The following is a 25,172-nucleotide window of genomic DNA, read 5'->3' as shown; positions in this document are numbered from 1 at the left end:
GCCGATGGACGAAGCTTCAGCACTGCGGGACTACGGCCACGCGCTCGCCGCCGCCGGGCGCGCCGAGGACGGCATGCTCGTCTGCGCCCGCGCCGCCGAGGACCTCGCGCGGCTGGCCGCCGCGGGCGCGCCCGACGAGGTCGTCGCCGCGCTGTTCACCGTCCGCGCCGAGGCCGCCGCGCTGGCCGGGCACGCCGGGCGCCACGACGTCCGCGACCGCCTGCACACCGCCATCACCGCCGACGCCGCCTTCGCCACCGGTCCCCTCGCGCTGCGCGCCCTGGGCGCGGCCCTGCACGCCGTGGCCGCCGCCCGGCTCGACGGTCTCCTGTCGGCCCTGCGCACGGGCGCCGAGACCGACCCCGACGGCGCGGCGGAGGCGGCGGCGCTGGCCGTCGCGGTCCGCCACCGCGCGGGCGGCGAGCGCGAGCTGGCCGAGTCCTGCCTGCTGCGGCTGCACTGCCTGCTGGTGACCGGCGATGACGCGGGCGCGCTGGAGGCGGCCCGGCTGGCGCGCGGGCTGATGCCGGCCGCGCCGCACCTGGTCCCACGCTTCGAGCTGCTGCTGGGGCCGCTGCGGGCGGCGCATCCGGGCGAGGGGTGGTAGCGGGAGTCGATCTCGTGGCGGATACGTGGCCGTTCCGCAGTGGATTCGCAGCGGCCCGCTCCAACATCGGTGCCAGCGGCGCCATCGGGGGCCGCCGACACAGAGCGGAGCAGCAATGTCGCGTTACGACTGGGGTCAGACCCACCCGGGCATCGAGCGGCTGGAGAAGGCCGTCGCCGCGTCCCGGGACCGGGTGGTGGGGCACCCGATGTACGCCGGGCTGGACAGCCACGAGGCCATCGTCACCTTCATGGAGCATCACGTCTTCGCGGTATGGGACTTCATGTCGCTGCTGAAGTCGCTCCAGATCAGCCTCACCGGCGTCACGATCCCGTGGCTGCCGACCACCCACCGCGCCAGCCGCCACCTGATCAACGACATCGTCACCGTCGAGGAGAGCGACGAGCTCGGTGAGGGCTACATCAGCCACTTCGAGCTGTACCTCCAGGGCATGCACGAGGCGGGCGCCGACACCACCGCCGTGGACGCCCTCATCGCCGCGCTCCGCGAGGGCACCGCCGTCGCCGACGCGCTGGCCTCGTCCGGTCTGCCGGAGCCGTCCCGCCGCTTCTCCGAGACGACCTTCGCGTTCATCGCCGGCAAGCCCGTCCACGCGCAGGCCGCCGCCTTCGCCTTCGGCCGCGAGGACCTCATCCCGGACATGTTCGCCCAGGTCGTCGCGGTCAACGAGCGCGGCAACCGGCTCAACTCCTTCGTCGACTACCTGGAGCGGCACATCGAGGTCGACGGGGAGAAGCACACCCCGATGGCCATGCAGATGCTGGCCGACCTGTGCGGCGACGACGACGTGAAGTGGCAGGAGTGCGCCGACACGGTCAACGCCGCCCTGGACGCGCGCGTCGCGCTGTGGGACGGCATCCACGCCGCCATCAAGGGCTGACGCCGGGTGTGAGGGGGCCGCGGCCCCCTCACGCGAACAGCATCCGCCGGAACGCCGCCGCCGCGGCGTCCACGCCCTCGCGGTCGCCGGTGAGCAGCAGGTCCATGAGCAGGCCGCGGACGGCGGCCAGCGCCAGGCGGGCGCGGGCGGCGGCCTCCTCGGGGGTGTGGCCGCGCTCGGCGAGGGCGGCGGTGGTGGGGGCGAGCCAGGCGGTGATGACGGCGTCGCGGAAACCGGCGGCCCAGTCGGGGTGGTGCAGGGCGAGGGCGTAGACCTCGAAGAACAGCCGTTCGGGCGGGGCGAGGGCGGGGTCGGCGAGCCGGTGCCAGAAGGCCTCGGCGCCGGTGGCGGCGTCCAGGGTGGACAGCTCGGCGAGGGCGGCGCGCTGCTCGGCCTCGACGCGGGCGACGACCGCCGCGAGGAGTCCCTCGCGGGAGCCGAAGTGGTAGATGAGCATGCGGTGGCTGCTCTGGACCCCGGCGGCGATCTGGCGCAGGCTCTGGTCGCCGAAGCCGGTGCGGCTCAGGTACTCGACGCAGCGGTCGAGCAGGGCCTCAGCGCGACTCACCGGCGGCCTTGAGCCCGGCGGCCTCCAGGGTCAGGTAGCGGCGGGTGCGGCCGCGCATGAGCGCGGCGACGAGGGTGCCCAGCGCGCCGGTCTGGGTGACGCCGACGTCGATGCGGACGCCGTCGGGGACGGGGGTGAGGCGGTGCCATCCGACGGTGCGCGCGCCGGGGGCGCGGGTCTCCCAGACGAAGGACTCGCCCTCGGCGACCTCGGTGACGGTCCAGACGAGGGCGGGCAGGCCGGGCTGGACGACGCGGAAGCGGTTGCCGACGGCGACCTCGGGGGTGTCGAGCGGGGTGACGGAGGTGATCGACGCCGTCCAGTTCGGCCAGTCGGCGACGTCGGTGAGGGCGGTCCAGCAGGGGGTGACCGGCGCCGTGGCGGTCGCCGTCGCATTGAACTCCATGTACCAAATGGTACATCAATCTGTGCGCACCACCACCTGGTCGCCGCGCGGCCCGTAGAGGTGCAGGATCTCCACCGGCTCCGCCCCCGCCGGGCCGAACCAGTGCGGTTCGCGCGTGTCGAACTCGGCGGCCTCGCCGGGCCGCAGCAGCAGATCGCGCTCGCCGAGGATCAGCCGCAGGTCACCGGCCAGGACGTAGAGCCACTCGCGGCCGTCGTGGGTCTGCAGGCGCGGCTCGCGCGGGGCGAGGACCTGCTTGAACACCTGGAGGCGTCCCGGGTAGCGGGTCAGCGGGACCACGACGCTCTCGCGGCCGTGCCGCAGCGGTTCGAGGTGGACGCGCGGGTCGCCGGTCGCGGGCGCGGCGACCAGCCGGTCGAGGGCGACGCGATGCTCCCGCGCGATGGGGATGAGCAGGTCCAGCGTCGGCCGCCGCAGGACCGACTCCAGGCGCGAGAGGGTGCTCACCGAGATGCCCGTGCGCGCGGCGAGCGCCTCCAGGGTCAGGCCGCGCTCGTGGCGCAGGGCGCGCAGGCGGGGGCCGATGGCGTCGAGGATCGCGGCGAGTTCGGCGTCGTGAGAGGAAGGGGCCACCCGCTCATTTTGCGATTTCCGCAAAGAACCTGGCTCCGGAGGGGTGCGCGGGCCGAGCATCGCCTCGACATATGGAGGTGGACCGATGACGGATCCGAGCGCGCGGAAGCGCTGGACGGTGCTGGGGGTGTGCGCCCTGAGCATGTTCCTGGTGGGCCTGGACACCACGATCGTGAACGTGGGACTGCCCGCGATCGGGCGCGGCCTGGGGGTGGGCACGCGGGATCTGGAGTGGACGGTCGACGCCTACACGATCGTGCTGGCCGGCCTGCTGATCACCTCGGGCGCGCTGGCCGACCGCTTCGGGCGGCGGCGGGTGTTCCGGGCCGGGCTGGTGCTGTTCGGCGCGGCGTCCCTGGCCTGCGCGGCCGCGCCCTCGGTGGGCGCGCTCATCGCCGCGCGGGCCGTGCAGGGCGCGGGCGCCTCGATGCTGAGCCCGGTGGCGCTGGCCATCGTGGTGACCGCGATGCCGGACGCCCGGGAGCGCGCGAAGGCGATCGGCGTGTGGGCCTCGGTGTTCGGGCTGAGCATGGCCGTGGGACCGGTGGTGGGCGGCGCCCTCGTGGCGCACTTCGGGTGGCGCTCGCTGTTCTGGGTGAACGCCCCCGTGGTGGCCCTGGCGCTGGCGCTGACCGCGCTGGTGGTGCCGGAGTCGCGGGCACCGCGGCCGCGGCGGCTTGACCCGCCCGGGCAGGCGCTGCTGGCGGTGGTCATCGCCGTGGCGGTGGGCGCGCTGATCGAGGGACCGCGCGTCGGCTGGACCTCGCCGGTCGCGATCGGCCTGTACGCGGTCCTGGCGGTGGCCGCGCTCGCCTTCGCGCTGGTGGAGGCGCGGCGGGCCGAGCCGCTGGTGGACCCCGGGCTGTTCCGGCGTCCGGCCTTCGCCGGTGCGGTGCTGGGCGCGGTGGCGGTGTTCGCGGCCCTGAGCGCGACGCTGTTCCTGGCGACCTTCCGCCTCCAGCACACCGAGGGGTGGACGCCCCTGGCGGCGGGGACGGCCGCGCTGCCGATGGCGGTGGGCGCGATCGTGTGCGCGCCGCTGTCGGGATGGCTGGTGGGACGGGTGGGCGCCCGGCCGCCGCTGCTGCTCGCGGCGGGCTTCCTCACCGCGGGCGGCCTGTGTCTCCTGGCCGGTTCCGGCGTCCCCTGGCTGATCGCCGCCCAGGGCCTGATCGGCGCCGGTTTCGGCTTCGCCAACGCGCCGATCACCGACACGGCGGTCAGCGGCCTGCCGCGCGAGCGCGCCGGGGTCGCCGGCGCGATCACGTCCACAGCGCGGCAGTGCGGGGCGGCCCTGGGCGTGGCGATCGCCGGTGGGCTGGTGGCGGCCGGGGGCGACCTGGTGGCCGCCTCCCGGCCCGGCTGGCTCATGGTGGCCGGGTGCGGTGTGTTCCTCGCCCTCGCGGCTACAGCGCCGCGGCCAGCACCCCTACCGCGTGATCGAGTTCGGCCGACTCGATGACCAGCGGCGGCGCGATGCGCACGGTCGTCTCGTGGGTCTCCTTGCACAGGACCCCGGCGGCGGCCATGCGCTCGCACACCACGCGGGCGGGCGGGGCGTCCGGCGACAGCTCCACCCCCGCCCACAGGCCGCAGACCCGGATCTCCTTGATCTTGGCCGGGTCGAGCCCGGCGAGCGCGGCGGCCAGGTGCTCGCCGAGGCGGCGGGCGCGGTCCTGCCACTCACCGGTGGCCAGCATCGCCACGACCTCGGCGCCGACGGCGGCGGCGAGGGGGTTGCCGCCGAAGGTGGAGCCGTGGCGGCCGGGGGTGAACACGTCCATGACCTCGCGGTCGGCGGCGATCGCCGAGAGCGGGACGACACCGCCGCCGAGGGCCTTGCCGAGCAGGTACACGTCGGGGCGGACGCCTTCGCGCTCGCAGGCGAAGGTGTGCCCGGTGCGGCCGAGGCCGGACTGGATCTCGTCGGCGATGAGCAGCATCCGGTGCTCGTCGCAGAGCTCGCGGACCCGGGCCAGCCAGCCGGGCGGCGGGATCAGCACGCCCGCCTCGCCCTGGACGGGTTCGGCGAGGACCGCGACGGTGTCGGGGGTGATGGCGGCTTCGAGGGCCTGGGCGTCGCCGTAGGGGACGACGTCGAAGCCGGGCGCGAAGGGCCCGAAGCCGTCGCGGGCGACGGGGTCGGTGGAGAAGCCGACGATGGTGGTGGTGCGGCCGTGGAAGTTGCCATCGAAGACGATGACGCGCGCGCGGCCGTCCGGGACGCCCTTGCGGGTGTAGCCCCAGCGGCGGGCGGCCTTGATGCCGGTCTCGACGGCTTCGGCGCCGGTGTTCATGGGCAGCACGGCGTCCATGCCGGTGAGGGCGGCCAGGTCGGCGACGAAGCGGCCGAGCCGGTCGTTGTGGAAGGCGCGGCTGGTGAGGGTGAGCCGGTCGAGCTGGGCGTGCGCGGCGGCGATGAGGCGGGGGTGGCGGTGCCCGAAGTTCATCGCCGAGTAGGCCGAGAGCAGGTCGAGGTACCGGCGGCCCTCGACGTCGGTCACCCACGCGCCCTCGCCGTGGGCGAGGACCACCGGGAGCGGGTGGTAGTTGTGCGCGCCGAAGCGGTCTTCCAGATCGATGGTCATCGTTCCCCCTACTGGAGATGGGCCGCGGTGGGCGGCGCGTTGGCCGCCTTACTGCAGTAGGGCGGCGATCAGCGGTGCGGACGGGTCAGCCGCAAGCCCCATGGGCGCCCATGGGGCTCCGGCGGCGGCGACCATGGAGCCGACGGCGGCGATCATCGCGCCGTTGTCGGTGCACAGGCGGGGCGGTGGGACGCGGAGGGTGATCCCGGCGGCGGCGCAGCGGGCCTCGGCGACCGCCCGCAGGCGCGCGTTGGCCGCGACGCCACCGGCGATGACGAGGGTGCCCACCTCGTGGGCGGCGCACGCGGCGACGGCCTTGGCGGTGAGCACGTCCACGGCGGCCTCCTGGAAGGACGCGGCGAGGTCGGCGATCGGGAGGGGCCCGTCGTGGCGTTCGATCCAGCGCGCGACGGCGGTCTTGAGGCCGGAGAAGGAGAAGCCGTAGGTCCCGGCGCTGGGGCGCGGGAAGCGGATCGCGGCCGGGTCGCCGCGCTCGGCGGCGCGCTGGACGGCGGGCCCGCCGGGGTAGCCCAGGCCCAGGAGCCGGGCGACCTTGTCGAAGGCCTCCCCGGCGGCGTCGTCGGCGGTGTCGCCGAGGTGGACGATCGGGTCGCGCGCCAGGTCGCCCAGCAGGAGCAGCGAGGTGTGCCCGCCGGAGACGACCAGGGCGATGCTGCGCTCGGGCAGCGGGCCGTGGACGAGGGTGTCGGCGGCGACGTGCCCGGCGAGGTGGTGGACGCCCAGCAGCGGCACGCCGAGGCTCACCGCGTAGGCCTTCGCGGCGGCCAGCCCCACCTGGAGCGAGGAGGCCAGGCCGGGACCGGAGGTGACGGCGACCGCGTCGATGTCGGACAGCGCGAGCCCGCCCTCGCGCAGCGCGGCGCGGACGGTGGGCACCAGGGCGTCCAGGTGGGCGCGGGCGGCGATCTCGGGCACCACGCCGCCGAAGCGCAGGTGCTCGGCCATGCTCGACGAGAGCGCCTCGCCGAGCAGGACCCCGTCGCGGACGAGGCCGACGCCGGTCTCGTCGCAGGAGGACTCGATGCCGAGGACGAGGGTCACGCGCGGCTCCTAATCAACCGGCCGGGGCGGCACTAACACAAGATCACTGTTGTTGCATATTACTTGCAACAAGACCGCCCGCCGGTTCGGGCTCCACTCCCCTACGGTGGGGCATATGGACCGTTTACCCCTCCGCACGATCCTCATCGCCGCGGCGGCCGTCCTCGCCGCCGCAGCACTCACCGCCGCGCAGATCCTCATCGCCGAGTGGTGCGGGCTCATCCGCCTCACCCCCTTCCCCGGCGGAGGCGACGACCGCGTCGGCGAGTCGAGCCTCGCCGTCGCGGGCTGGTTCGTGGCGGTCTCGGCCTCCATCGCCGTGCTCCTCGCGCGCCATCTGGCGCTGCCGGTCCGGCTGCTCACGGCGGCGCTGGCCACCGGGGCGGGCGCCGAGGCCGCGCTGCTGACCGCCGGGTTCTACACCGACGCCGACGGCGTCTCGATCATGACCGGGACGGTCCTGGGACTGGGGATGGCGCTGCTGACGGCGTGGCTCCCGGCGGCCGGGGCGGGCATGGGGCTGCACGCGGGCGTGCTGTGGCTGACGGCGGCGGCCGGGAGCGTGGCCGGTCACCCGGCGATGCTGGTGGGCTTCACGGTGGACTCGATCATCGAGCCGGGCCTGCTCACCGGGTGGGGCTTCCTCCCGGACCACGGCGTGGTCACGCTCGGCGCGCTGCTGCTCTTCGCGGCGGTGACGCCGGCCGTCGCCCACCGGGCCACCGGGCGGGTCCGGGACGCGCTGCTCGCCGCGTGCGCCGGGCCGCCGTTCGCGCTGGCGCTGTACCTGCCGCGCCCGCAGGACCTCGTCCAGTGGCACGGGTACGCGTTCGGCCTGCTGGTGCTCCTCACCCCGGCGATGCTGGTCCTGAGTGGACTGTCCACGCTGATCGCGGCACTGTGGCGGCGGGCCCGTTCGGGCTAAGGTCACCGGATGATCCACGGTCGGGACGGCGAACTGGCGGCGATCGGCGAGGCCCTCGGGCGCGTCCGGGACGGCGGGAGCGCGGCCCTGGTGCTGCGCGGCGAGCCCGGCGCGGGCAAGACCGCGCTGCTGGAGCACGCCGCCGGGACGGCCGCGGACATGACGGTCCTGCGCGCCGCCGGGGTCCAGGTCGAGACCGAACTGCCCTACGCCGCGCTGCACCAGGTCCTGCGCCCCGCGCTGCGGCTGAGCGAGCGGCTCCCCGCGCCGCAGGCCGCCGCGATCGGGGCCGCGCTGGGCCTGGCCGAAGGCGGCGCGCCCGACCGCTTCGCCGTCGGCCTGGCCACCTTGAGCCTGCTGGCCGAACTGGCCGAGGAGCGGCCGGTGCTGTGCCTGGTGGACAACGCGCAGTGGCTGGACCGCGAGTCCGCCGACGCCCTCACCTTCGCCGCGCGCCGCCTGCACGCCGACCGCCTCGGGCTGCTCTTCGCCGCCCGCGACGGCGGTTTCCCCGCCGAGGGGCTGGCCGAGCTGCCCGTCCCGGGCCTCGACGACGAGGCCGCGCAGGCGCTGCTGGCCGAGGCGGGACTCGCCCCCGCGCTGCGCGCCCGCGTCATCGCCGAGACCGGCGGCAACCCCCTCGCGCTGCGGGAACTGGCGCGCACCGCCGCCAGCGCCGACCCGGCCGGGTCGGCGCTGCCGCTGCCCCGCCGCGTTCAGGACGCCTTCGCCGCCGAGGTCGCCGCGCTGCCGGGCGAGGCGCGCACGTTCCTGCTCATCGCCTCCGCCGAGGACACCGGCGAGCTCGGCGTCCTGCTGCGCGCGGCCGCCGCGCTGGGCGTGCCCGCCACGGCGGTGGAGTCCTGCGGCGAGCTGATCGAGGTCTCGGCCTCGGCCGTGGCGTTCCGGCATCCGCTGGTGCGGGCCGCGGTGTACCAGTCGGCGCCGCTGACCGAGCGCCTCGCCGCGCACCGGGCCCTGGCCGGGGTCCTCACCGACGACCGCCGCGCCTGGCACACCGCCGCGGCCGCCACCGGCCTCGATGACGACGCCGCCGACCTGCTGGCGGCCACCGCCGAGCGCGCCCGCGCCCGCGGCGGACGCGCGGCGGCGGTGACGGCGCTGGTGCGCGCCGCCGAGCTGACCTCGGGCACCGAGAAGAAGGCCGCGCGGCTGGCGGCGGCCGCCGAATCGGCCGGTGACTCCGGGCAGGGCGCGCGGGCCCGCGACCTCGCCGAGCGGGCCGCCGCGCTGGCCACCGACCCGCGCGTGCTCGCCCACGTCGCCGAGCTGCGCGGGGAGGCCGAGCTGCTCACCGGCTCCCCCGCCACCGCCCACCGGGTCATGCTCGCCGGGGCCGCCGCCGTCCTGCCGGTCGATCCCGGGCGGGCGGCGATCATGGTGATGCACATCGTGGACGGCTGCCGCCAGGCCGGCGATCACGAGCGCGCGGCCGAGGCGGTGTCGCTTCTGGACGGCGTGGACCTCACCGGGCCCGCCGCCGCCGGGCTCCCGGCCACCCGCGGCCTCGCCGCGATCATCGCCGGGCGTCCCGCCGGGGCCGCCGCGCCGATCCGGGGCATGGTCGAGGCGATCCTGCCGCTGCGCGGCGGGCAGCCGGGCCTGCGCGGGTACGCCGCCTCCCTCGCCTTCGCCGTCGGCGACCACGACCGCGCCGCCGAGCTGACCGGCGCCCTGGCCGGGGAGTGCCGCTCGGCGGGCATGGCGGGCTGGCTGCCGACGGTCCTGTCCACCCTCGGCGAGTCGCTGCTGCGCCTGGGCCGCTTCGCCGAGGCCCGCATCATCGCCGCCGAGGGCGGCCGGATCGCCGCCGACACCGGGCAGTACCGGCTCACCGGCCACTTCGGCGCCCTCGCCGGCTGGCTGGCGGCCACCGCCGGTGAGGTGCCCGCCGAGACCGACGACGACGCCCTCACCTCGACCGTCGCGACGCGCGCGTGGGCGCACGCGCTGGCCGATCTCGGCGCCGGGCGCCACGAGGCCGCCGCCGACCGCTGGGACGCCGCCACGCGCGGCCCCGCGCGCCACACCGCCGCCGCCCTGGGCTGGGCGCCCGACCACGTCGAGGCCGCCGTCCGCGCGGGCGACCCGGCGCGCGCCGAGGCCGCCCTGGCGCTGTTCGCGCCCTGGGCCGAGGAGAACGGGCGGCCGTGGGCCGAGGCGGTCCTCACCCGCTGCCGCGCGCTGTTGTCGGCCTCACCGGAACCGCACTTCGAGCGCGCGATGGCCCTGCACGGCCGCGAGCGCCGCCCGTGGGACGAGGCGCGCACCGCGCTGCTGTACGGCGAGTGGCTGCGCCGCGAGAAGCACCGCTCGCGCGCGAGGGCGCACCTGCGCGCGGCGGCCGAGACCTTCGAGCGGCTGGGCGCGACGCCGTGGGCCGAGCGCGCCACCACCGAGCTGCGCGCGTCCGGCGAGAGCCACGGGCCCGCGCGCGCCGCCGAACCAGACACGTGGTCGCGGCTGACCCCGCAGGAGGCGCAGGTGGTGCGGCTGGCCGCGACCGGCGCGTCCAACCGCGACATCGCCGCGCAGCTGTTCCTCAGCCCCCGCACCGTCGGCCACCACCTGTACAAGGCCTACCCGAAGCTGGGGGTGTCCGGGCGCGGCGAGCTGGCGCGGCTGATCAGCCCGTGAGCTCCCGCGCCAGGGGCTCCCACGGGGTCTGCACGGCCGACACGTCCGGGCGCGGCAGGCCGCCGAAGACGGTGCGCTCGGTGGCGGCGAAGGCGTCCTTCGTGGCGTCGAGGAGCCCCTGGACGCGCCCGCCGCTGACGGTGTTCATCCGGTCCCACTCGGCGGGCGTGGCGTAGCGGGCGGTGAAGGGCAGCACCCACCCGGCGTGGGCGGGGTCGATCTCGGCGCGGATGCGCGCGTCGGCCTCGGCGTAACCGGCCGCCGACACGTACCGCAGGATCGCCGGGAACAGCTCGCGCTCCTCGGCGGCGATGTGCTCGTCGAGGAACGCGCTCAGCTCCAGCAGCTCACCGCCCAGGACCGCCCGGTGGTTGCCGGGGTCGGCGGCGAAACGCGCGGCGGCGTCGGCGATGCGGTCCAGCACCGGGTCGAGGTCGCCGTGCTCGGCGCTGAGCGCGGCGAGGTCGACGGCGTCTCCGGGCACCGAGGCGGCCACGTAGGGCCACAGGATGCGGTCCTCGCGCTCGTGATGGGAGTGGACCTCGGCGCACACCGCGCCGATGTAGTCGCGGATCGCCACCGCCCGGTCGGGTCCCACCGGCCCGAGCTCGCCCATGAGGGCGGCGAGGCGGCGGACCTCGGCGAGCATCGCGCGGTGCACCAGCGCGAAGGAGGTCAGGTCGGCGACGGGGTCGCCCTCGGCGCGCGGGGCGAGGTTCTCGATCATGGGCCGATGGTGGTACGGACCGATAGCAGCCCGGTTGCAGAAGAGTGGCGGCCCCACCCGGGCGGGGCCGCCCCCGGCGTCACCAGGTGACCGGCAGCTTCTCCAGCCCGCCGACCACGACGCCCTTGCGGAGCGGCAGTTCCTCCAGCGGCACCGCCAGGTCCAGTCCCGGCAGCCGCCGCAGCACGACCGACAGCACGCTCTGCAGCTCGGTGCGGGCCAGCGCCTGCCCGATGCAGGAGTGCGGCCCGACACCGAAGGACATGTGCGTGTTGGGTGAGCGGTCCAGGCGCACGTCCCCGGCGCCGTCGAAGACGCTCTCGTCGCGGTTGGCCGACGAGAGGCTGGAGATGACGGTGGTGCCCGCCGGGAGGGTCTCCCCGCCGATCTCGACGTCCTCGGTCAGGTAGCGCGGCAGCCCGAAGCCGGACAGGGCGTCCATCCGCAGGGTCTCCTCCACGGTGGTGCGCACCAGGCCCGGATCGGCCAGCAGCGCCGACCAGCGCTCGCGGACGGCGAGGAGCTGGGTGAACATCTTGCCGAGCTGGTTGGACGTGGTCTCGTGCCCGGCGAGCAGGAGGCCCTGGCCGGTGGCGATCAGCTCGGGCTCCGACAGCCGCCCGTCCTCGGCGTCGACGACGGTGATCAGCTCGCTGAGCAGGTCGTCGCCGGGAGCGGCCCGCTTGGCGGCGATGTGCGCGGCGAAGTACTCGGCGTACTCGGCGGCGGCGGTGTCCACCTCCTCCTGGGTGTACTTCGAGATGTTCAGCCCGGCGCTGGACCAGTGCGAGAAGCGGTCGCGGTCGCCGTCCGGGACGCCCAGGATCTCGCAGATGACCCACACCGGCAGCGGGAAGTTCAGCCCGGCGACCATGTCGGCGGGCGGGCCGTCCTTGATCATGCCGTCCAGCAGCGTCTCGGCCATCGCCTCGATGCGCGGCTGAAGCTCGTTCATGCGCCGGACGGTGAACCACCGCCCGACCAGCCGCCGCCACCGCTGATGCCCGGGGCCGCTGGCGGGGATGACCGAGGCGCCCTCGAAGACGCCGCCCCGGGTGGTGGCCAGGCGCGCGGCGTCCGGCGCGGTGAGCTCGCGGGTGAAGCGCGGGTCGGACAGCATCGCCCGCACGTCGTCGTAGCGGGTCAGGAGGCGGGCCTCGTCGCCGCTGGGGAGACGCACGTGCGCGACGGGACAACCTTGTCGCAGTTCGGCCCACTCCGGCGGCGGCTCGACCGGAGTGGGGGCGGTGAAGGGATAGTCGGGCGGGGTCTGCGTGGTTTCGCTCATGGTGAGCCCCTTTCGACGGGTGATCGCCCACTCACCCTATGCCGCACGCCCTTTCCAGTCCAATGTGGATCAAACCCCCACGTCGAGGCTCACGTGGTATCCGGCGGAGGGGTCGCCGGTGATCGCCGCGAGCTGCTTGTCCGAGCCGTCCCGGAAGACCATGTCGGAGTCGAGGGAAACCCGCGCGAAGGTCCGGGTGCTCTTCTCGTACCCGCCGGTCGCGTAGACCTCGTCGCAGGCGGCCTTCGGCAGCGCCAGCTGCGAGGTCTTCAGCTTGTCCCCCGCCGAGGTCGCCGCGGCCAGGTCGGCGTAGACCTCGAAGTGCATGTGCGGCCAGCGCCCGTCGTAGCAGGCGGGGAAGATCGTGGTGAAGGTGACCGTGCCGCCCGCGTCGGCCTCCTGGACGCCGCGCAGGTAGTTCTGGTCCTTGGCCGCCGCGGAGTACATGGAATAGTTCCCGTCGCGGTCGCAGTGCCAGATGTAGACCGCCGCGCCCTTGAGCGGGGTGGCGGTGCCCGCGTCCACGATGTTCAGGGTGACCACCGCCGGCACGCCCTCGGCGGTGCCGCTCGCCGTCCCGAAGCTCGACCGGATGTCGGAGCGCACGATGCCGCTCTCGGTGAGCGCGTTCGGGCCGTTCGAGCCGTCGCCGGGGTAGGGCCCGGCGGTCTCCTCCGGGATCTCGCCGACGTCGGTGGCGGTGCCGGTGGCCGGGCCCGGCGCGGACGCCTTGGGCTCGGCGGCCTTCGGCGCGGCGCACGCGGCGAGCGCGCCAGCGCCCGCCGCGCCGAACAGCCCGAGCACGAGCCTGCGGCTGGTCAGGGTCCGCAGGTCGAAGTCGAGTCCGCGGTCGTGGTCTTCGATCTCTGTCATCGTTCCTCCTTGGTCGCCGCGACGTTATGGCGGCGGCCTCGGAGCCGGGTCGGCGTCACCTCGGAGGGACCTCGGAACCGGTGCCGGGCGTCGGGCAGACTGGCCGTCGTGCGTGTACAGCTCCTGGGCGCCTTCGAACTGCGCGGCGATGACGACGTCGTGCTCCCCCTGTCGGGCGGGCGGCTGCGCGCGCTGGTGGCGCGGCTGGCGCTGGAGCCGGGCCGGGTGGTGTCGGCCGAGGCGCTGATGGACGCGATCTGGGGCGAGGGGCTCCCGGCCAACGGCGCCAACGCGCTCCAGGCGCTGGTCTCGCGGGTCCGGCGGGTGGTGGGGGCGGCGGCGCTGGAGGGGCGCGCGCCGGGTTACGTGCTGCACGTCGGGGAGCCGGATGTGGACGCCCTGCGCTTCGAGCGGCTGGCCGCGCTGGGCCGCGAGCGCGGTGACGCGACGCTGCTGCGGGAGGCGGAGGCGCTGTGGCGGGGCACGGCCCTCGACGGGCTGCGGGACGCGCGCTTCGCCGACGCGGCGGCGGTGCGGCTGGAGGGGCTGCGCCTGGCGGCCGCCGAGGAGCGGCTGGCGCTGGAGCTGGCCGCCGGGGGCGAGGTGCTGGGCGAGCTGGAGCCGCTGGCGGCGGCGCATCCGCTGGCGGAGCGGTTGCAGGGGTTGCTGATCCGCGCGCTGTACGCGGCCGGGCGGCAGGCGGAGGCGCTGGCCGCCTACGACCGCACCCGCGACGCGCTGGCCGATGAGCTGGGCATCGACCCGTCGCCGGAGCTGGCCGGGCTGCGGACGCGGCTGCTGCGGCAGGACGAGGTCCTCGCGCCCCGGCGGCGGGGGAATCTGCGGGCGCGGCTGAACGGTTTCGTGGGCCGCGCCGACGAGCTGGCCGGGCTGCGGGCGCTGATGGACGAAGCGCGGCTGGTGACGGTGGTCGGGCCGGGCGGGGTCGGCAAGACGCGCCTGGCGGTGGAGGCCGCGGCCGGGCTGGACGTCCGCGACGGGGTGTGGCTGGTGGAGCTGGCCGCCGCCGAGGCCGGTGACGTGGCCACGGCGGTGCTGCGGGCGATCGGGACCCGCGAGGCGGGCCTGCTGGAGGCGGCCGCGCACGACGCGGCGTGGCGGCTGGCGGAGTACTTCGCCGAACAGCGGGCGGTGCTGCTGCTGGACGACTGCGAGCACGTCGTCGACGCCGTGGCGGTGCTGGCCGAGCGGCTGGTGGCCGAGTGCCCCGGGCTGCGCGTGCTGGCCACCAGCCGGGAGTCCCTGGGCGTCCCCGGCGAGCGGCTGTTCCCGCTGGGGCCGCTGGGTGAGGCGGCCACCGAGTTGTTCGCCGAGCGCGCGCGGGCGGTGCGGCCCGATTTCCGCCCCGAGGCCGAGGCCGGGGTGGTGGCCGAGATCTGCCGCCGCCTGGACGGGCTGCCGCTGGCGATCGAGCTGGCGGCGGCGCGGCTGCGGTCGATGAGCGCCGCGCAGATCGCCGCTCGCCTCGACGACCGTTTCGCGCTGCTGAGCGCCGGTCCCCGCACCGCCGCCGAGCGGCACCGCACGCTGGAGGCGGTGGTCGCGTGGAGCTGGGAGCCGCTCACCGCCGCCGAGCGTGACCTGGCGACGCGGCTGGCGGTGTCGCCGGGCGGCGTGGCGGCGGCGCACGTCGCCGACACCGACCTGGACGCCCTGTCGGCGCTGGTCGACAAGTCCCTCGTGCAGCACGCCGGGGACCGCTACCGGATGCTCGAAACGATCCGGTCCTACGCCCTGGCGCGGCTGGCGGAGTCCGGTCGCGCCGATGAGGTCACCGGCGCGCACGCCCAGTTCTTCCTCGCGCTGGCCGAGGACGCCGACGCGGCCCTGCGCGGCGCCGGTCAGCTCGCGGCGCGGGCGCTGCTGGCCGCCGAGCACGAGAACCTCCTCGCCGCGCTGCGGTACGCCGCCGGTGACGCGGCGGTGAGCCTGCGGCTGGTCGCCGCGCTCTTCTGGTTCTGGCACCTGCGGGGCCTGCCGACCGAGCGGACCCGCTGGACGCGCGCGGCCCTGGCGATCCCCGGCGCGCCGCCGGAGCTGGCGCCGGTCGCCGAGGTCCTGCGCGGGCTGCTGGCCTACGAGTCGGGCGCGTTCGCCGAGGGCGCCGCGCTGATCGCGAAGGCCGCCCCGGGGCCCGGTGGCGGCGCGCTGTTCGTGATCGCCTCGGCCTTCCTGGAGGGCGCCGAGGCCCGCGCGGCCGCCGAGCGCCTGTCGGGCGCTTCGGGCTGGGAGCGCGGCATGGCGCTGCTGCTGTGGCCGGGCGAGGAGGGCGGGCGCGAGCGCGTGGCCGAGGCGCTGCGGGAGTTCACCGCGGCCGGTGAGCGCTACGGGCTGTCCTCGGCCCTGCGCGTCCACGCGCAGTTCCTGTCCCGCGACGGCGACCTGGCCGGGGCGGTGGACGCGCTGCGCCGCGCGGCGGTGCCGGTGGGCGAGCTGGACGTCCCCGCCGACGCCGCCGAGGTGCACGCCGAGCTGACGATGGCCCTCGCCCGGCTGGGCGACCTGGCCGGGGCGGGCCGCGCGCTGGCCCGCGCCGACGAGCTGGCCGCCGAGGTCCACGAGCCCCGCACGGCCGCCTACGTCCGCGTCGCCGAGGCCGAGCTGCGTTTCGCCGCGGGTGACCTCGTGGCGTCCCGGGCCCTGCTCGACGTGGTCGACGCCGCCTTCGCCGGTACCTCCCTGGCGGCCCGGGCGCGCACCTGGACGGGCGGGTTCCGGATCATGGCGGCCGTCCTGGACGGCGATCTCGCCGCCGCGCGCGCCGAGCTGCGCGCCTGCGTCCCCGACCCGGCGGCCGTCCCCGCGCCGGACCTGGCGATGGTCGCGCACGCCGCGGCGGCGCTGGCCCTGGCCGAGGGCGAGGCCGGGCGCGCGGCCTTCCTGCTGGGCGCGGCGGCGTCCCTGCTCGGCGGCGAGGACCGCCGCGGCTACGACGCGCCCCTGCGCCCCGCCGAGCGCGCCCGCGAGCTGCTCGGGGAGCGGTTCGCGGAGGCGTACGGACGGGGCGCGGGGCTGGGTGCGGCGGAGGCGGTGGCGGTCTTCAGCTGAAACCGCCGCGCGGGTAGTCGGGAATCGGCCTGGGACTCGGGATGTCGGGTCGGCCGACGCGCATCGCGATCCTCCCCGCCCGCTCCATCGCGGGCGGCAGCCGGTCCCAGGTGTAATAGTTCAGGATCTTCGGCCACGTCCCGTCGACGAGCTGGACGTCCCAGGTTCGGCTGAGTACCCGGCAGTGCGAGCGCATCTCGAACATCGCGAAGTCACAGCCCCCGTCGGACCTCGCGGAGAGCCATACCAGCCGATCGGCCGGAAACAGCCCCTCGTGCCCGTTCAAGATGCCGTTCGGGCGCTCCTCCTTCGGATCGAAGTAGCGCCGGGGATCTGTCAGGGCCTCCTCGTCGCCCGCGGCGAACGATGGCGCGGGCGTGGCCGTGCCTTCCAGCTCCAGCATGTCACCGGTCGCGTGGACCTCCCACAGGTCGAGCAGGTCGGGACGCGGGTCATCGGGCCGGTGGTGCGCCTGGACCAGGAACACGTCACCGGCTCGCGCGCTCAGCGCGAGGATGTCCCCGGCCTCGACCCGCACGAAGTCCGCGAACCCTCCCCAGTGACCGATGCCGCTCATCCTCAGCAGTTCGGCCCGCACGGCCTTGACGGCTTCTTCGACGGTGACGTCGAAGTACTCCCGGCCGGGCCTGACCCGCGCGTCCGCGAGACGCTCGTGAACCGCCCGCTCGACCGCCTTCACATTCGACGCCCGTGCCTGGAACTCGACCACGAAGTCCTCCGGAACGGCGGTGCTCAGCTCACGAAGTCGCGACTCGACATAGGGTCGTTCGGTGAACCCGATCTTGAGCGGGTTGCCCATGAACGACGGATTGCTCAGTACATAGACGTACCCGGTCTCGTACGCTCCCCCGGTCCGCCCGGCCGAGCCTCGTACACGTCCCATGCCGTGAATCTCCCTTCAGGACGGTCGGCGAGAACCCTGCCATTCCCCTGTGACATCAGGCGTCCTTCGGCTTGTCCCGCACCCACCACGCCACCGCCAGGGCCAGCGCCGAGGCGATCGCCACGCCGATCACCACCGCGTGCATGCCCGATACGACGCCCTCGCGGAAGGTGTCGCGCGCGGCGGCGGGCATCGCCGCGACCGCCTCGGGGGTGGCGTGGGCGTCGCCGATGTTGCTCGCGAACAGCGCGCCCAGGGCGGCGATGCCGAGGGAGCCGCCGATGGTGCGCAGGAGGGTGACGGTGCCGCTGGCGGCGCCCATGTCGCGCCGGGGTGCGCTACCGAGGGTGATGAGCATGCTGGCCTGGGCGATGAAGCCGACGCCCGCTCCGGCGATCACGCCGAGGCCGGAGGCGAGCCAGGTGGGCGTGCCGGTGTCCAGGACGAGCAGCAGTAGCGCGCCGGCGGTGGACAGCAGGCCGCCCAGGATCGGGTAGATCCGGTACTTCCCGGAGCGGGCGGCCAGGCGCCCGCTGCCCAGTTGCGCGGCGAGCATGCCCATCAGCAGCGGCAGGAGCAGCAGGCCGCCGGTGGTGGGCGAGGCCCCGGCGACGAACTGCATGTACTGCGGCAGGTAGTTGGCCAGGGTCATCATCGCCGCGCCGCCCAGGAAGCTGAGGACCTGCGCGAGCCCGAACTCGCGGCTGGCGAACAGGCGCGGCGGGATGATGGGCTCGGCGGCGCGGCGTTCGACGCGCACGAACCAGGCGGTGGCCAGCGCGCCGACGGCGATGAGGGCCAGGATCTGCGGCGAGGTCCAGGCGTACATCGTGCCGCCCCACGCCGCGACCAGGGTGACGGCGAGGATCGCGGTGACCAGCAGGGCGGCGCCCAGGACGTCCACGCGCGCCCGGACCCGCTCCTGGGTGAAGCGGACGCGGAAGGCGACCAGCAGCAGCGCGATCGCGCCGATCGGGAGGTTGACGTAGAACGTCCACCGCCAGTCGAGTTGATCGGTGAGGAAGCCGCCCAGCAGGGGCCCGCCGACGAACGCGATCGGCATCATGATCCCGATCATCGACTGGGCCTTGCCGGCCTCGGCGGGCGGCAGGATCGTGCCGATGATGGCCAGCGCACCCACCATCAGCCCGCCCGCGCCCAGGCCCTGCACGGCCCGGAACGCGATGAGCTGCGTCATGTCCCCGGCCAGCCCGGACAGCGCCGATCCGGCCAGGAACAGCGAGATGGCGGCCATGAAGGTGGGTTTGCGCCCGGCGAGGTCGCCGAGCTTGCCCCACAGCGGCGTGGTCACCGCGGCGGTGAGCAGGTAGGCGGTGACCACCCAGGACAGGCGGTCGAGCCCGCCGAGCTCACCGACGATGGTGGGCAGGGCGGTGCCGACGATCAAGCCGTCCAGCATCGCCAGGAACATCCCCAGCATCAGCCCGAAGACGCCGACGTAGAGGCCGCGGCGGGTCGCGGGCGCCGGTGGGGCGAGGGTCGCGGTGGTCATCTCAGGCCGCCACCGTCCCGAACGGGCGCGCCGCGCGGGCCTCGCGCAGCGCCAGTCCCCACCAGGTGAGCTGGTCGAGGAACGCGGTGAGGCTCTTCTCGCCCCCGGCGTCGGCGTTGCCCTCGGCGTCGAAGCGCTCCCACGCCCCGGCGAAGCTGACCGTCTCACGGATGGTCATCGCGTTGAGTTCGGCCAGCACGTGACGCAGGTGCTCCACCGCCCGCAGGCCGCCGGAGACGCCGCCGTAGGAGACGAAGCCGACGGGCTTGCCGTGCCATTCGGTGTCGTGCCAGTCGATGGCGTTCTTCAGGGACGCCGGGTAGCTGTGGTTGTACTCGGGCGTCACGATCACGAAGGCGTCGGCGGCGGCCAGGCGCGGCGAGACCTCGGCGAGCGCCTCGGTGGTGCCCGGCCGGGGCGGCTGCCCGAAGGCGGGCAGGACGGTGGGGAGCTCGTGCTCGGCGAGGTCCACGACGTCAACGGTGAGGTTCGCCCGGTCGGCGAGGCGGCGGGCCAGCCAGCCCGACACGACGGGGGCGAAGCGGCCGTCACGGGTGCTGCCGACCAGGACGGCGATGCGCAGAGGGGTGGTCATCTCGGGCTCCTGAACATAGGTGTGTGTACGTTGTATCTAGCTCGATACAACGTACACAGGATCGGGTACACCGTCTACTCCGGGTACGATGTACACAGCCGACCAGGAAGGATGGTCCCCTTGCCGACCACATCCCCGTCCCCCAAGGGCGACGCCGACCGCCGCAGCCTCTGGGAGCGCATCGACCCGTCCGCGCCCTCACCGCGCCCGTCGCTGACCGCCGAGCGGATCGGCCGGACCGCCATCGCCGTCGCCGACGCCGAGGGGCTCGACGCGATCACCATGCGCCGCCTGGCCACCGAGCTGGGCGTGGCGCCGATGGCCGCCTACCGCTACGTCGACGGCAAGGACGAGCTGCTCCAGCTGATGGGCGACCTCGTCCACGACGAGATCGAGCTGCCCGAGGCCGGCGTGCCCTGGCGGGAGACCTTCCGGACGATCGCGCTGCGCACCCGCGAGCTGCGGCTGCGCCACCGCTGGCTGGCGGCACTGCCACCGGAGGCCGCCGTCATCCCCAGCCCGCACCGCATGGCGATCACCGAGCGGCTCATGGCCTCCCTCGACGGCCTGCTCCCCGGTCCCGACGAGCGCATGGCGACCGCGCGCTCGCTGCACGCCTACGTCGGCGGCGCGATCAACTACGAGGCCTCGCTGGTCATGCTAATGGAGAACCGGGGGTGGGCCAGCGGCCACGAGGTCCGCACCGCGCTGGCCCCCGAGATGACCTACCTGATGGAGTCCGGCCGCTACCCCTCCATCCGGGCCTGGGCGCTCGGCGCCGCCCGCAAGGACGACCCGTCCTGGGAGTTCACCTTCGGGCTCGACTCACTGCTGGACGGCATCGCCGCCCGCCACGGCATCTGAGCCCGCGCCCGCACGAAGGCCGCCACGATCGCGTCCACCTGCTCGCCGGTGTGCCGCGCGGTGACCGCGACGCGCACCAGCTCGCCGCCCACCGGCACACCCGGCGAGGAGACCGCGTTGACCAGGACGCCCTCGTCCAGCAGCGCCCGCCACATCGCCCGGCAGCGCTCGTCGTCCCGCACGAAGACCGGCACGATCGGCGCGTCACCCGCCGTCTCGAAACCCTCCGCGCGCAGCCCCTCCCGCAGCCGCGCCGACAGCCCCAGCACCCGCTCCCGCAGCTCCGGCTCGCTCTCGATGATCTCCAGCGCGGCCAGCGCCGCCCCCACCGACGGCGGCGGCAGGGCCGCGGAGAACACCAGCGACCTGGCGTGGTGCCGCAGGAAGTCCACCACCTCCCGATCACCCGCCAGCACTCCTCCCACCGACCCGAAGCACTTGGAGAACGTCGCCGTCACCAGATCCGGCGCCACCCCCTGCACCTCCGGCGTCCCCCGCCCGTTCGGGCCGAGCAACCCCATGTCGTGCGCGCAGTCGACGACCAGCCGCGCCCCCTGCTCCCCCGCCAGCCGCTTCAGCGCGGGCAGATCGGCGACATCGCCCTCCATCGAGAACAGTCCATCGGTGACGATCAGCCGCCCGCAATCAGGATCCGTCGCCTCCAGCAGCCGCCGCAGATGCCCCAGATCGGCGTGCCGGTACCGCCGGTGCCCACCGAACCCGAGCCGCGCGGCGTCCACCAGCGACGCGTGATTGGCCCGGTCGGCGAAGACCGTGTCACCCCGCCCGAGCAGCGTCGCCAGCGCCAGATTCGCCTGAAAACCACTCGGCGCCAGCACCGCCGCCTCCCGCCCGAGGAACACCGCGAGCCGCTCCTCCAGCTCCCGGTGGATCCCCGTCGTCCCGTTCATGATGGGCGCCCCCGTACACGACGCCCCATACCGCCGCGCCGCCCGCGCGGCCCCCTCGACGACCCGCGGATCGACCGACAGACCCAGATAGTCGTTCGAGCTGGCCATGATCACCTCCCGCCCCCCGACCACCGCGACCGGCCCCCGCCGCTCGGCGAGGACCGTGCCGTAGGGGTAGGTGCGATCGCGCTTCATGGCGTCGGCGCGGGTGGTGCTGGCCTGGATCTTGGCGAAGACGTCTCTCATCCGGTGACGGTAGGGGGAGGGATCAAGGGGTGGGGTGGGTGGGACGGGATAAGGATCAAGAGGAGAGGGGTTTACGTCAACTTGACATTAAGCTAGCCTCGGGTCATGGAAGAGAAACTCATCGTGATCCTCACCGCTCTCGACCTTGAGTACGAAGCGGTCCTCGCCCACATCGGACCCGTCACCCCGCACCGCTACCGGGGCGGCACCCGCGCCGAGATCGGCCGCGGCCCAGGCGGCTGCCGGATCGCGTTGACCAATGTCGGCAAAGGGAACACGTCCTCCGCCGCGCTCACCACCCGCATCATCGACGAGGCCGACCCGGCCGCGGTGATCTTCTCGGGCGTGGGCGGATCCCGGCGCGCGAACATCGTCCTCGGCGACGTGGTCGTCGCCAGCCACGTCTACCACTACCAGGGCGGCACCAGCACCGACACCGGATTCAAAGCCCGCCCACGGGTCTTCCCGACCAGCCACGCCGCCGAGCAGATCGCCCATCACCTGAACCGCTCGAACGACTGGCGGAAGCACTTACGCGGAGCCGCCCACCCCAAGGTCCACTTCGGTCCCATCGCCGCCGGCGAGATCCTGCTGGATTCGGTCACCTCACCCGAGGCGATACTGCTGTTCGAGCACTACAACGACACCTACGCCGTCGAGATGGAGGCGGCGGGCGTCCTCCAGGCCGCCCACATGGCCGGTTCACTTCCCACGGTCGTCGTCCGGGGGATCAGCGACTTCGCCGACGGGCGCAAGTCCGAGACCGACGCCCGCGACTCCCAGCCCAATGCCGCCGCGCACGCCGCCGCGTTCGCCTTCGCCCTGGCGGGCGAGCTCGCCACCCTCGACCGCCCCGCGCGGGGACTCACCCGAGAGGACCGGACCATGGTCGGCTCCAACCAGAACAACGCCAACGGGAACGCCCGGGTCGGTGTCCAGACGGGCGTCTTCGCCGGCAGCTACACCTTCCACGAGGTGGACGCCATCCCGGTCGGCGACGCCTTCGCCGGTCTCCGCGCCGCGCTGCGCCGGGCCGCCGACTCCGGCGAGCTCGACACCACCGACCACGGCGCCGCGATCGCCGAACTGGACGCCGCGGAGTCCCTGCGCGCCACCGACCGCGCCGCGGCGCTGCTGGCGCTGAAGCGCCTGCGCGGCTTCATCTTCGCGCTGCCCGGCCCGGCCGGGCTGCTATCGGCGCTGATCACCGACCTCGGGGACGGGCGGTGAGCCCGGTGGAGAACGCCAATACCGCCGACGGCCACGCCCGGGTGGGAGTACAGGCGAACACGGTCCACGAGGTCACCGTCTACCAGGTCGGCGCCGACGCCGATCCGAAGGAGAAGTTCCTGGCGGGGGTGCGGTACCTCGACGGCGGGATGCCCACCGCCGCGCGGAAGCTCATCGACGAAGCCGTGCACGCCGGCCACACCGGCGTCGACGTGGGCTTCTACTGGGTTCTCGCCCGGCTCAGCGGCCGTACCCGGCGTGACCTGTCCGATGAGGACATGGCCGCCCTGCGCCGTGCGCCCGAACGGTTCCCTTCCCGCGAGAACGGACAGTGGACGCACGGGCTTCGAATGATCGCGCGCCTGATGGAGACGCCCGAGGCCGACGTCGAGACCGTGACCCGCGATTTCGACCACCTGCCGGTCAGGCTGCGCGAGGACATCCTGCGGCACCTCGACCGATTCCTCACCGGGCCGATCCGGGACCGGCTGTGGGAACGCACGGTGCGGCAGGCGGCGAGCGGATGGCGTGCCGGGTACCGGGTCGAGCGGGCCTGGAAGTTCTTCCAGCCCACGCCGAATCCTCCGCGCCCACGCCGCACCGAGCCCTTCGCCGCCACCCGCCGTGAGCGCGGCACGATGTGGACCACCGCCGCGCTCGCCGCGCTGTCCGCCGCGGGCATCGGCGCGATGCTCGTCGCGAACCCGAACGTGCCCGGCCTGGTGGCCTACGCCCTGGCCGTCACCGCCGGGCTGTTCGGCGCGGGACCCGCCACCGACTGGCGCCACCTGGCCGAGCGCGTGCGCGCGAAGGAGGCCGTGCTCAGCCCGTACCGGCCACCGCGCCGGGAACCACCGGACGGTGGCTTCACCGCGCGGATCCGCGAGCTGTTCGCCCACTACTTCGCCACGTACGTCCCCGCCGGGCTCACCGCGAACGCGTGGCGTGCCCAGATGGCGGGGATCGAGCAGGATCTCGGCACCGAGGTGGCCCACCGGTACCGCGAGAGCAGAATCGGCGCCGACGGGCTGGAGTGGCTGGTCGATTTCCTCGCCCGCCGCACGATGGAGCGATGGGAGAGCGGCGCGATGCTCGCCCACCGGCACCGGCCGGTCGCGCCCGCCCGGATGAAGGCGCTCGCCGGGGTGGCCGCCGCCGCGTTCATCGTGACGACGCCGATCGCGCTGATCGGAGCCTGGTCGTCCTCCCCGGAGCTCGGGTTGCCGCTCACCGTCTCGCTGGCGCTCTTCGGCTTCACCGCCGCAAAGATCGCCTACCGGCTGCGCACCGGCCCGGTCCGGGCGGCGGAGGACGCGAAGGCCGCCTCGGCGGAGTACGCCGAGTGGCACGGCGCGTACCTGCGCCGCGTCGCCGAGCTGGCCGACCGGCCGTCCGACGAGGAGATGGCCGCCTGGCTCGCCACCGACAAGGTGCTCCTGATGAACCGGGCCCTCCATGACTACAAGCTGTCTCCGGCCGACGTACTGGAGCACGCGTTACTCGAAGATCCCGCGCAGGAGGCCGGACGGGCCCGCATCAAGGACGGCCCATGGCGCTACACCTGGTACCGCCTCATGCTGTTCATCCTCACCGCCGACGGGGTCCGCCAGGTCCTGGCCGAGGTGAACACGTCGACCGGGCGGCTGCACATGAAGGAGTGGAACGAGTACGGCTTCCACACGATCGCCTCGGCGCACCTGGTCCGCTACGAGAACAACCGGCGCCGGTTCACCTTGCGGCTCCTCTCCGGCCTGGAGACATCGATCCCGGTGCGTGGGCCGCGCAGCGATGACACCGAGGAGGAGCGGACGACCCGGCTGACCATGGACGCCTCCGGTGTCCACGCCACCCTCCACGTCCTCCAGGGCGTGGCCGCCGAGGGCAAGGAGTGGGTCGCGCTCGACGGCCGCCGCGATCGCAACCGCATGTCGCTCCTCAAGGCGTCCCTGCACGCCATGACCCCCTGACCCCCACAAAAAAACCGGCCACCCCCCACCGGGTGGCCGGTTCGTCTCTGCGGGCGCCCGGTCATAACGCCGGGATCGCGACCTCCCCGCGTTTCACCGCGTACGGGTCGACTCCCGCTTCGCGCAGCTGCGAGTCGGCGTCGCGGCGGGAGGCGCAGGGCCAGGATTCGTGGCAGCCTTCGCGGCAGACCTTGTACGGGACGATGGCCTGGCCGTGGGCGTCCCAGACCGACCACATCGCGTGGATCTCCATGGCGTTCATGAGGCGCTGCCGGCCGCGGCGAGACGTTCGTCGTCGCGCAGGATCTGGGCGGCCATTTGATGGGGACCGCAGGGGAAGCTGCGTCCACAGTCGACGCAGCGGCCGGTGCCTACGGGCTCGCCGTGCTCGCCGGGCGTATGTATCGCCTCGACGTGAGCATCCCGGATCGCCTTCCACGCGACCACCAACGCGGCCATGATCACCGTCTCCCTCCGTACCCGGGGCGCGCTTCTTTCGGCGCGTCCCTCCCACCGATTCGCGAAGTGATCTCACCGGCGGCGGGTGTCGTGGTTCCGACAATCGCACTCTCGACTCCGTATGTGGGGGGACGGCTCCCGCGCGGCTGGTGAGCCGCGGCCGGAGCCGTCCCCGCCGACGACGTAGCGAAGCCACCCCATGGCCTCCTGCGCCTGT

General features: G+C 74.6%; 23 protein-coding genes. 9 read left to right on the top strand and 14 right to left on the bottom strand.

The features are described from left to right. The first annotated feature begins 4 nt into the window (after window positions 1–4). Together QSK10_RS31720 and QSK10_RS31715 are read left to right on the top strand one after the other, a co-directional pair. On the top strand, window positions 5–607 hold the full coding sequence (locus QSK10_RS31720; protein WP_285667170.1) for a hypothetical protein: 603 nt from the start codon (window positions 5–7) through the stop codon (window positions 605–607). Between the two features lie 115 nt (window positions 608–722). Further along, the gene (locus tag QSK10_RS31715) at window positions 723–1,508 is read left to right on the top strand and encodes a DUF3050 domain-containing protein (protein WP_285667168.1); all 786 of its coding nucleotides are present in this window, start codon (window positions 723–725) and stop codon (window positions 1,506–1,508) included. 28 nt (window positions 1,509–1,536) lie between these two features. On the opposite strand, the gene QSK10_RS31710 is transcribed toward QSK10_RS31715, so the two are convergent. The 3 genes from QSK10_RS31710 to QSK10_RS31700 are packed head-to-tail and all read right to left on the bottom strand — an operon-like array spanning window position 1,537 to window position 3,076. Continuing rightward, on the bottom strand, window positions 1,537–2,076 hold the full coding sequence (locus tag QSK10_RS31710; protein WP_285667166.1) for a TetR/AcrR family transcriptional regulator: 540 nt from the start codon (window positions 2,074–2,076) through the stop codon (window positions 1,537–1,539). Then, on the bottom strand, window positions 2,063–2,482 hold the full coding sequence (locus QSK10_RS31705) for an SRPBCC family protein (protein ID WP_285667165.1): 420 nt from the start codon (window positions 2,480–2,482) through the stop codon (window positions 2,063–2,065). The genes QSK10_RS31710 and QSK10_RS31705 overlap by 14 nt, the downstream gene beginning before the upstream one ends. A gap of 15 nt (window positions 2,483–2,497) precedes the next feature. Next, on the bottom strand, window positions 2,498–3,076 hold the full coding sequence (locus QSK10_RS31700; RefSeq protein ID WP_285667164.1) for an XRE family transcriptional regulator: 579 nt from the start codon (window positions 3,074–3,076) through the stop codon (window positions 2,498–2,500). 85 nt (window positions 3,077–3,161) lie between these two features. Here QSK10_RS31700 and QSK10_RS31695 point away from each other — a divergent pair, with 85 nt between their 5' ends. Next, window positions 3,162–4,538 carry an MFS transporter gene (locus QSK10_RS31695; RefSeq protein ID WP_285667163.1) on the top strand — a complete coding sequence of 459 codons (1,377 nt, stop codon included), beginning with the start codon at window positions 3,162–3,164 and terminating at the stop codon, window positions 4,536–4,538. Here QSK10_RS31695 and rocD read toward each other — a convergent pair. Then, window positions 4,483–5,664: an ornithine--oxo-acid transaminase gene (rocD, locus tag QSK10_RS31690; protein ID WP_285667162.1), complete on the bottom strand. Its 1,182-nt coding sequence runs from the start codon at window positions 5,662–5,664 to the stop codon at window positions 4,483–4,485. The two genes, QSK10_RS31695 and rocD, sit on opposite strands and share 56 nt — an antisense overlap. A 48-nt stretch (window positions 5,665–5,712) precedes the next feature. Beyond that, a complete protein-coding gene (gene tsaD, locus QSK10_RS31685; protein ID WP_285667161.1) occupies window positions 5,713–6,726 on the bottom strand; it encodes a tRNA (adenosine(37)-N6)-threonylcarbamoyltransferase complex transferase subunit TsaD in 1,014 nt (337 codons plus the stop codon). A 115-nt stretch (window positions 6,727–6,841) separates the two neighbouring features. Here tsaD and QSK10_RS31680 point away from each other — a divergent pair, with 115 nt between their 5' ends. Together QSK10_RS31680 and QSK10_RS31675 are read left to right on the top strand one after the other, a co-directional pair. Further along, complete coding sequence (locus tag QSK10_RS31680) at window positions 6,842–7,651, top strand: hypothetical protein (RefSeq protein WP_285667160.1); 810 nt, start codon at window positions 6,842–6,844, stop codon at window positions 7,649–7,651. Between the two features lie 9 nt (window positions 7,652–7,660). After that, window positions 7,661–10,309, top strand: a complete 2,649-nt coding sequence (locus QSK10_RS31675) for a helix-turn-helix transcriptional regulator (protein ID WP_285667159.1) — start codon at window positions 7,661–7,663, stop codon at window positions 10,307–10,309. Here QSK10_RS31675 and QSK10_RS31670 read toward each other — a convergent pair. The 3 genes from QSK10_RS31670 to QSK10_RS31660 all read right to left on the bottom strand — a co-directional run bounded on the left by QSK10_RS31670 (window position 10,299) and on the right by QSK10_RS31660 (window position 13,197). After that, on the bottom strand, window positions 10,299–11,036 hold the full coding sequence (locus QSK10_RS31670; protein WP_285667158.1) for a hemerythrin domain-containing protein: 738 nt from the start codon (window positions 11,034–11,036) through the stop codon (window positions 10,299–10,301). The two genes, QSK10_RS31675 and QSK10_RS31670, sit on opposite strands and share 11 nt — an antisense overlap. Before the next feature lie 79 nt (window positions 11,037–11,115). Further along, window positions 11,116–12,324, bottom strand: a complete 1,209-nt coding sequence (locus tag QSK10_RS31665) for a cytochrome P450 (RefSeq protein WP_285667157.1) — start codon at window positions 12,322–12,324, stop codon at window positions 11,116–11,118. 69 nt (window positions 12,325–12,393) lie between these two features. Beyond that, window positions 12,394–13,197 (bottom strand): intradiol ring-cleavage dioxygenase, encoded by an 804-nt coding sequence (locus tag QSK10_RS31660; RefSeq protein ID WP_285667156.1) that lies wholly within the window; start codon window positions 13,195–13,197, stop codon window positions 12,394–12,396. 108 nt (window positions 13,198–13,305) lie between these two features. On the opposite strand from QSK10_RS31660, the gene QSK10_RS31655 reads away from it, so the two are divergent. Next, complete coding sequence (locus tag QSK10_RS31655; protein ID WP_285667155.1) at window positions 13,306–16,266, top strand: AfsR/SARP family transcriptional regulator; 2,961 nt, start codon at window positions 13,306–13,308, stop codon at window positions 16,264–16,266. Here the strand turns inward: QSK10_RS31655 and QSK10_RS31650 are convergent. Genes QSK10_RS31650 through QSK10_RS31640 form a run of 3 tightly spaced genes read right to left on the bottom strand, consistent with a single transcriptional unit; the run spans window position 16,259 to window position 19,278 of the window. Beyond that, the gene (locus tag QSK10_RS31650; protein ID WP_285667153.1) at window positions 16,259–17,170 is read right to left on the bottom strand and encodes a GIY-YIG nuclease family protein; all 912 of its coding nucleotides are present in this window, start codon (window positions 17,168–17,170) and stop codon (window positions 16,259–16,261) included. The two genes, QSK10_RS31655 and QSK10_RS31650, sit on opposite strands and share 8 nt — an antisense overlap. 55 nt (window positions 17,171–17,225) lie before the next feature. Continuing rightward, window positions 17,226–18,683, bottom strand: a complete 1,458-nt coding sequence (locus QSK10_RS31645; protein WP_285667151.1) for an MDR family MFS transporter — start codon at window positions 18,681–18,683, stop codon at window positions 17,226–17,228. Between the two features lies 1 nt (window position 18,684). After that, complete coding sequence (locus QSK10_RS31640; protein ID WP_285667149.1) at window positions 18,685–19,278, bottom strand: NADPH-dependent FMN reductase; 594 nt, start codon at window positions 19,276–19,278, stop codon at window positions 18,685–18,687. Between the two features lie 120 nt (window positions 19,279–19,398). Between QSK10_RS31640 and QSK10_RS31635 the strand changes: the two genes are divergently transcribed. After that, window positions 19,399–20,142 (top strand): TetR/AcrR family transcriptional regulator, encoded by a 744-nt coding sequence (locus QSK10_RS31635; RefSeq protein WP_285667145.1) that lies wholly within the window; start codon window positions 19,399–19,401, stop codon window positions 20,140–20,142. On the opposite strand, the gene QSK10_RS31630 is transcribed toward QSK10_RS31635, so the two are convergent. Continuing rightward, window positions 20,025–21,299 (bottom strand): aminotransferase class I/II-fold pyridoxal phosphate-dependent enzyme, encoded by a 1,275-nt coding sequence (locus QSK10_RS31630; protein ID WP_285667144.1) that lies wholly within the window; start codon window positions 21,297–21,299, stop codon window positions 20,025–20,027. The two genes, QSK10_RS31635 and QSK10_RS31630, sit on opposite strands and share 118 nt — an antisense overlap. 105 nt (window positions 21,300–21,404) lie before the next feature. On the opposite strand from QSK10_RS31630, the gene QSK10_RS31625 reads away from it, so the two are divergent. Continuing rightward, window positions 21,405–22,529, top strand: coding sequence for a 5'-methylthioadenosine/S-adenosylhomocysteine nucleosidase family protein (locus QSK10_RS31625; RefSeq protein WP_285667142.1), 1,125 nt, complete (start codon window positions 21,405–21,407; stop codon window positions 22,527–22,529). Window positions 22,530–22,534: 5 nt separating this feature from the next. After that, entirely contained in the window at window positions 22,535–24,496 is a 1,962-nt protein-coding gene (locus QSK10_RS31620; RefSeq protein ID WP_285667141.1) for a hypothetical protein, read from the top strand. 61 nt (window positions 24,497–24,557) lie between these two features. On the opposite strand, the gene QSK10_RS31615 is transcribed toward QSK10_RS31620, so the two are convergent. Further along, complete coding sequence (locus QSK10_RS31615) at window positions 24,558–24,758, bottom strand: hypothetical protein (RefSeq protein ID WP_285667140.1); 201 nt, start codon at window positions 24,756–24,758, stop codon at window positions 24,558–24,560. Continuing rightward, window positions 24,755–24,955, bottom strand: a complete 201-nt coding sequence (locus QSK10_RS31610; protein ID WP_285667137.1) for a hypothetical protein — start codon at window positions 24,953–24,955, stop codon at window positions 24,755–24,757. Before QSK10_RS31610 ends, QSK10_RS31615 begins: the two co-directional genes overlap by 4 nt. Between the last annotated feature and the right edge of the window lie 217 nt (window positions 24,956–25,172).

This window comes from Actinorhabdospora filicis (assembly GCF_030269765.1).
Lineage (GTDB): Bacteria > Actinomycetota > Actinomycetes > Mycobacteriales > Micromonosporaceae > Actinorhabdospora > Actinorhabdospora filicis.
The sequence above is the reverse complement of the archived record's forward strand: the minus strand, read 5'-3'. Positions and strand labels throughout refer to the sequence as shown.

Excerpts from the sequence above, each read along its gene's own strand:
- QSK10_RS31715 (WP_285667168.1), top strand. The coding sequence starts at position 723 with ATGTCGCGTTACGACTGGGGTCAGACCCACCCGGGCATCGAGCGGCTG.
- QSK10_RS31665 (WP_285667157.1), bottom strand. The coding sequence starts at position 12,324 with ATGAGCGAAACCACGCAGACCCCGCCCGACTATCCCTTCACCGCCCCC.
- QSK10_RS31615 (WP_285667140.1), bottom strand. The coding sequence starts at position 24,758 with ATGAACGCCATGGAGATCCACGCGATGTGGTCGGTCTGGGACGCCCAC.
- QSK10_RS31645 (WP_285667151.1), bottom strand. The coding sequence starts at position 18,683 with ATGACCACCGCGACCCTCGCCCCACCGGCGCCCGCGACCCGCCGCGGC.
- QSK10_RS31670 (WP_285667158.1), bottom strand. The coding sequence starts at position 11,036 with ATGATCGAGAACCTCGCCCCGCGCGCCGAGGGCGACCCCGTCGCCGAC.
- QSK10_RS31660 (WP_285667156.1), bottom strand. The coding sequence starts at position 13,197 with ATGACAGAGATCGAAGACCACGACCGCGGACTCGACTTCGACCTGCGG.
- rocD (WP_285667162.1), bottom strand. The coding sequence starts at position 5,664 with ATGACCATCGATCTGGAAGACCGCTTCGGCGCGCACAACTACCACCCG.
- QSK10_RS31640 (WP_285667149.1), bottom strand. The coding sequence starts at position 19,278 with ATGACCACCCCTCTGCGCATCGCCGTCCTGGTCGGCAGCACCCGTGAC.
- QSK10_RS31610 (WP_285667137.1), bottom strand. The coding sequence starts at position 24,955 with ATGGCCGCGTTGGTGGTCGCGTGGAAGGCGATCCGGGATGCTCACGTC.
- QSK10_RS31650 (WP_285667153.1), bottom strand. The coding sequence starts at position 17,170 with ATGGGACGTGTACGAGGCTCGGCCGGGCGGACCGGGGGAGCGTACGAG.
- QSK10_RS31625 (WP_285667142.1), top strand. The coding sequence starts at position 21,405 with ATGGAAGAGAAACTCATCGTGATCCTCACCGCTCTCGACCTTGAGTAC.
- QSK10_RS31630 (WP_285667144.1), bottom strand. The coding sequence starts at position 21,299 with ATGAGAGACGTCTTCGCCAAGATCCAGGCCAGCACCACCCGCGCCGAC.
- QSK10_RS31695 (WP_285667163.1), top strand. The coding sequence starts at position 3,162 with ATGACGGATCCGAGCGCGCGGAAGCGCTGGACGGTGCTGGGGGTGTGC.
- QSK10_RS31675 (WP_285667159.1), top strand. The coding sequence starts at position 7,661 with ATGATCCACGGTCGGGACGGCGAACTGGCGGCGATCGGCGAGGCCCTC.
- QSK10_RS31720 (WP_285667170.1), top strand. The coding sequence starts at position 5 with ATGGACGAAGCTTCAGCACTGCGGGACTACGGCCACGCGCTCGCCGCC.
- QSK10_RS31705 (WP_285667165.1), bottom strand. The coding sequence starts at position 2,482 with ATGGAGTTCAATGCGACGGCGACCGCCACGGCGCCGGTCACCCCCTGC.
- QSK10_RS31680 (WP_285667160.1), top strand. The coding sequence starts at position 6,842 with ATGGACCGTTTACCCCTCCGCACGATCCTCATCGCCGCGGCGGCCGTC.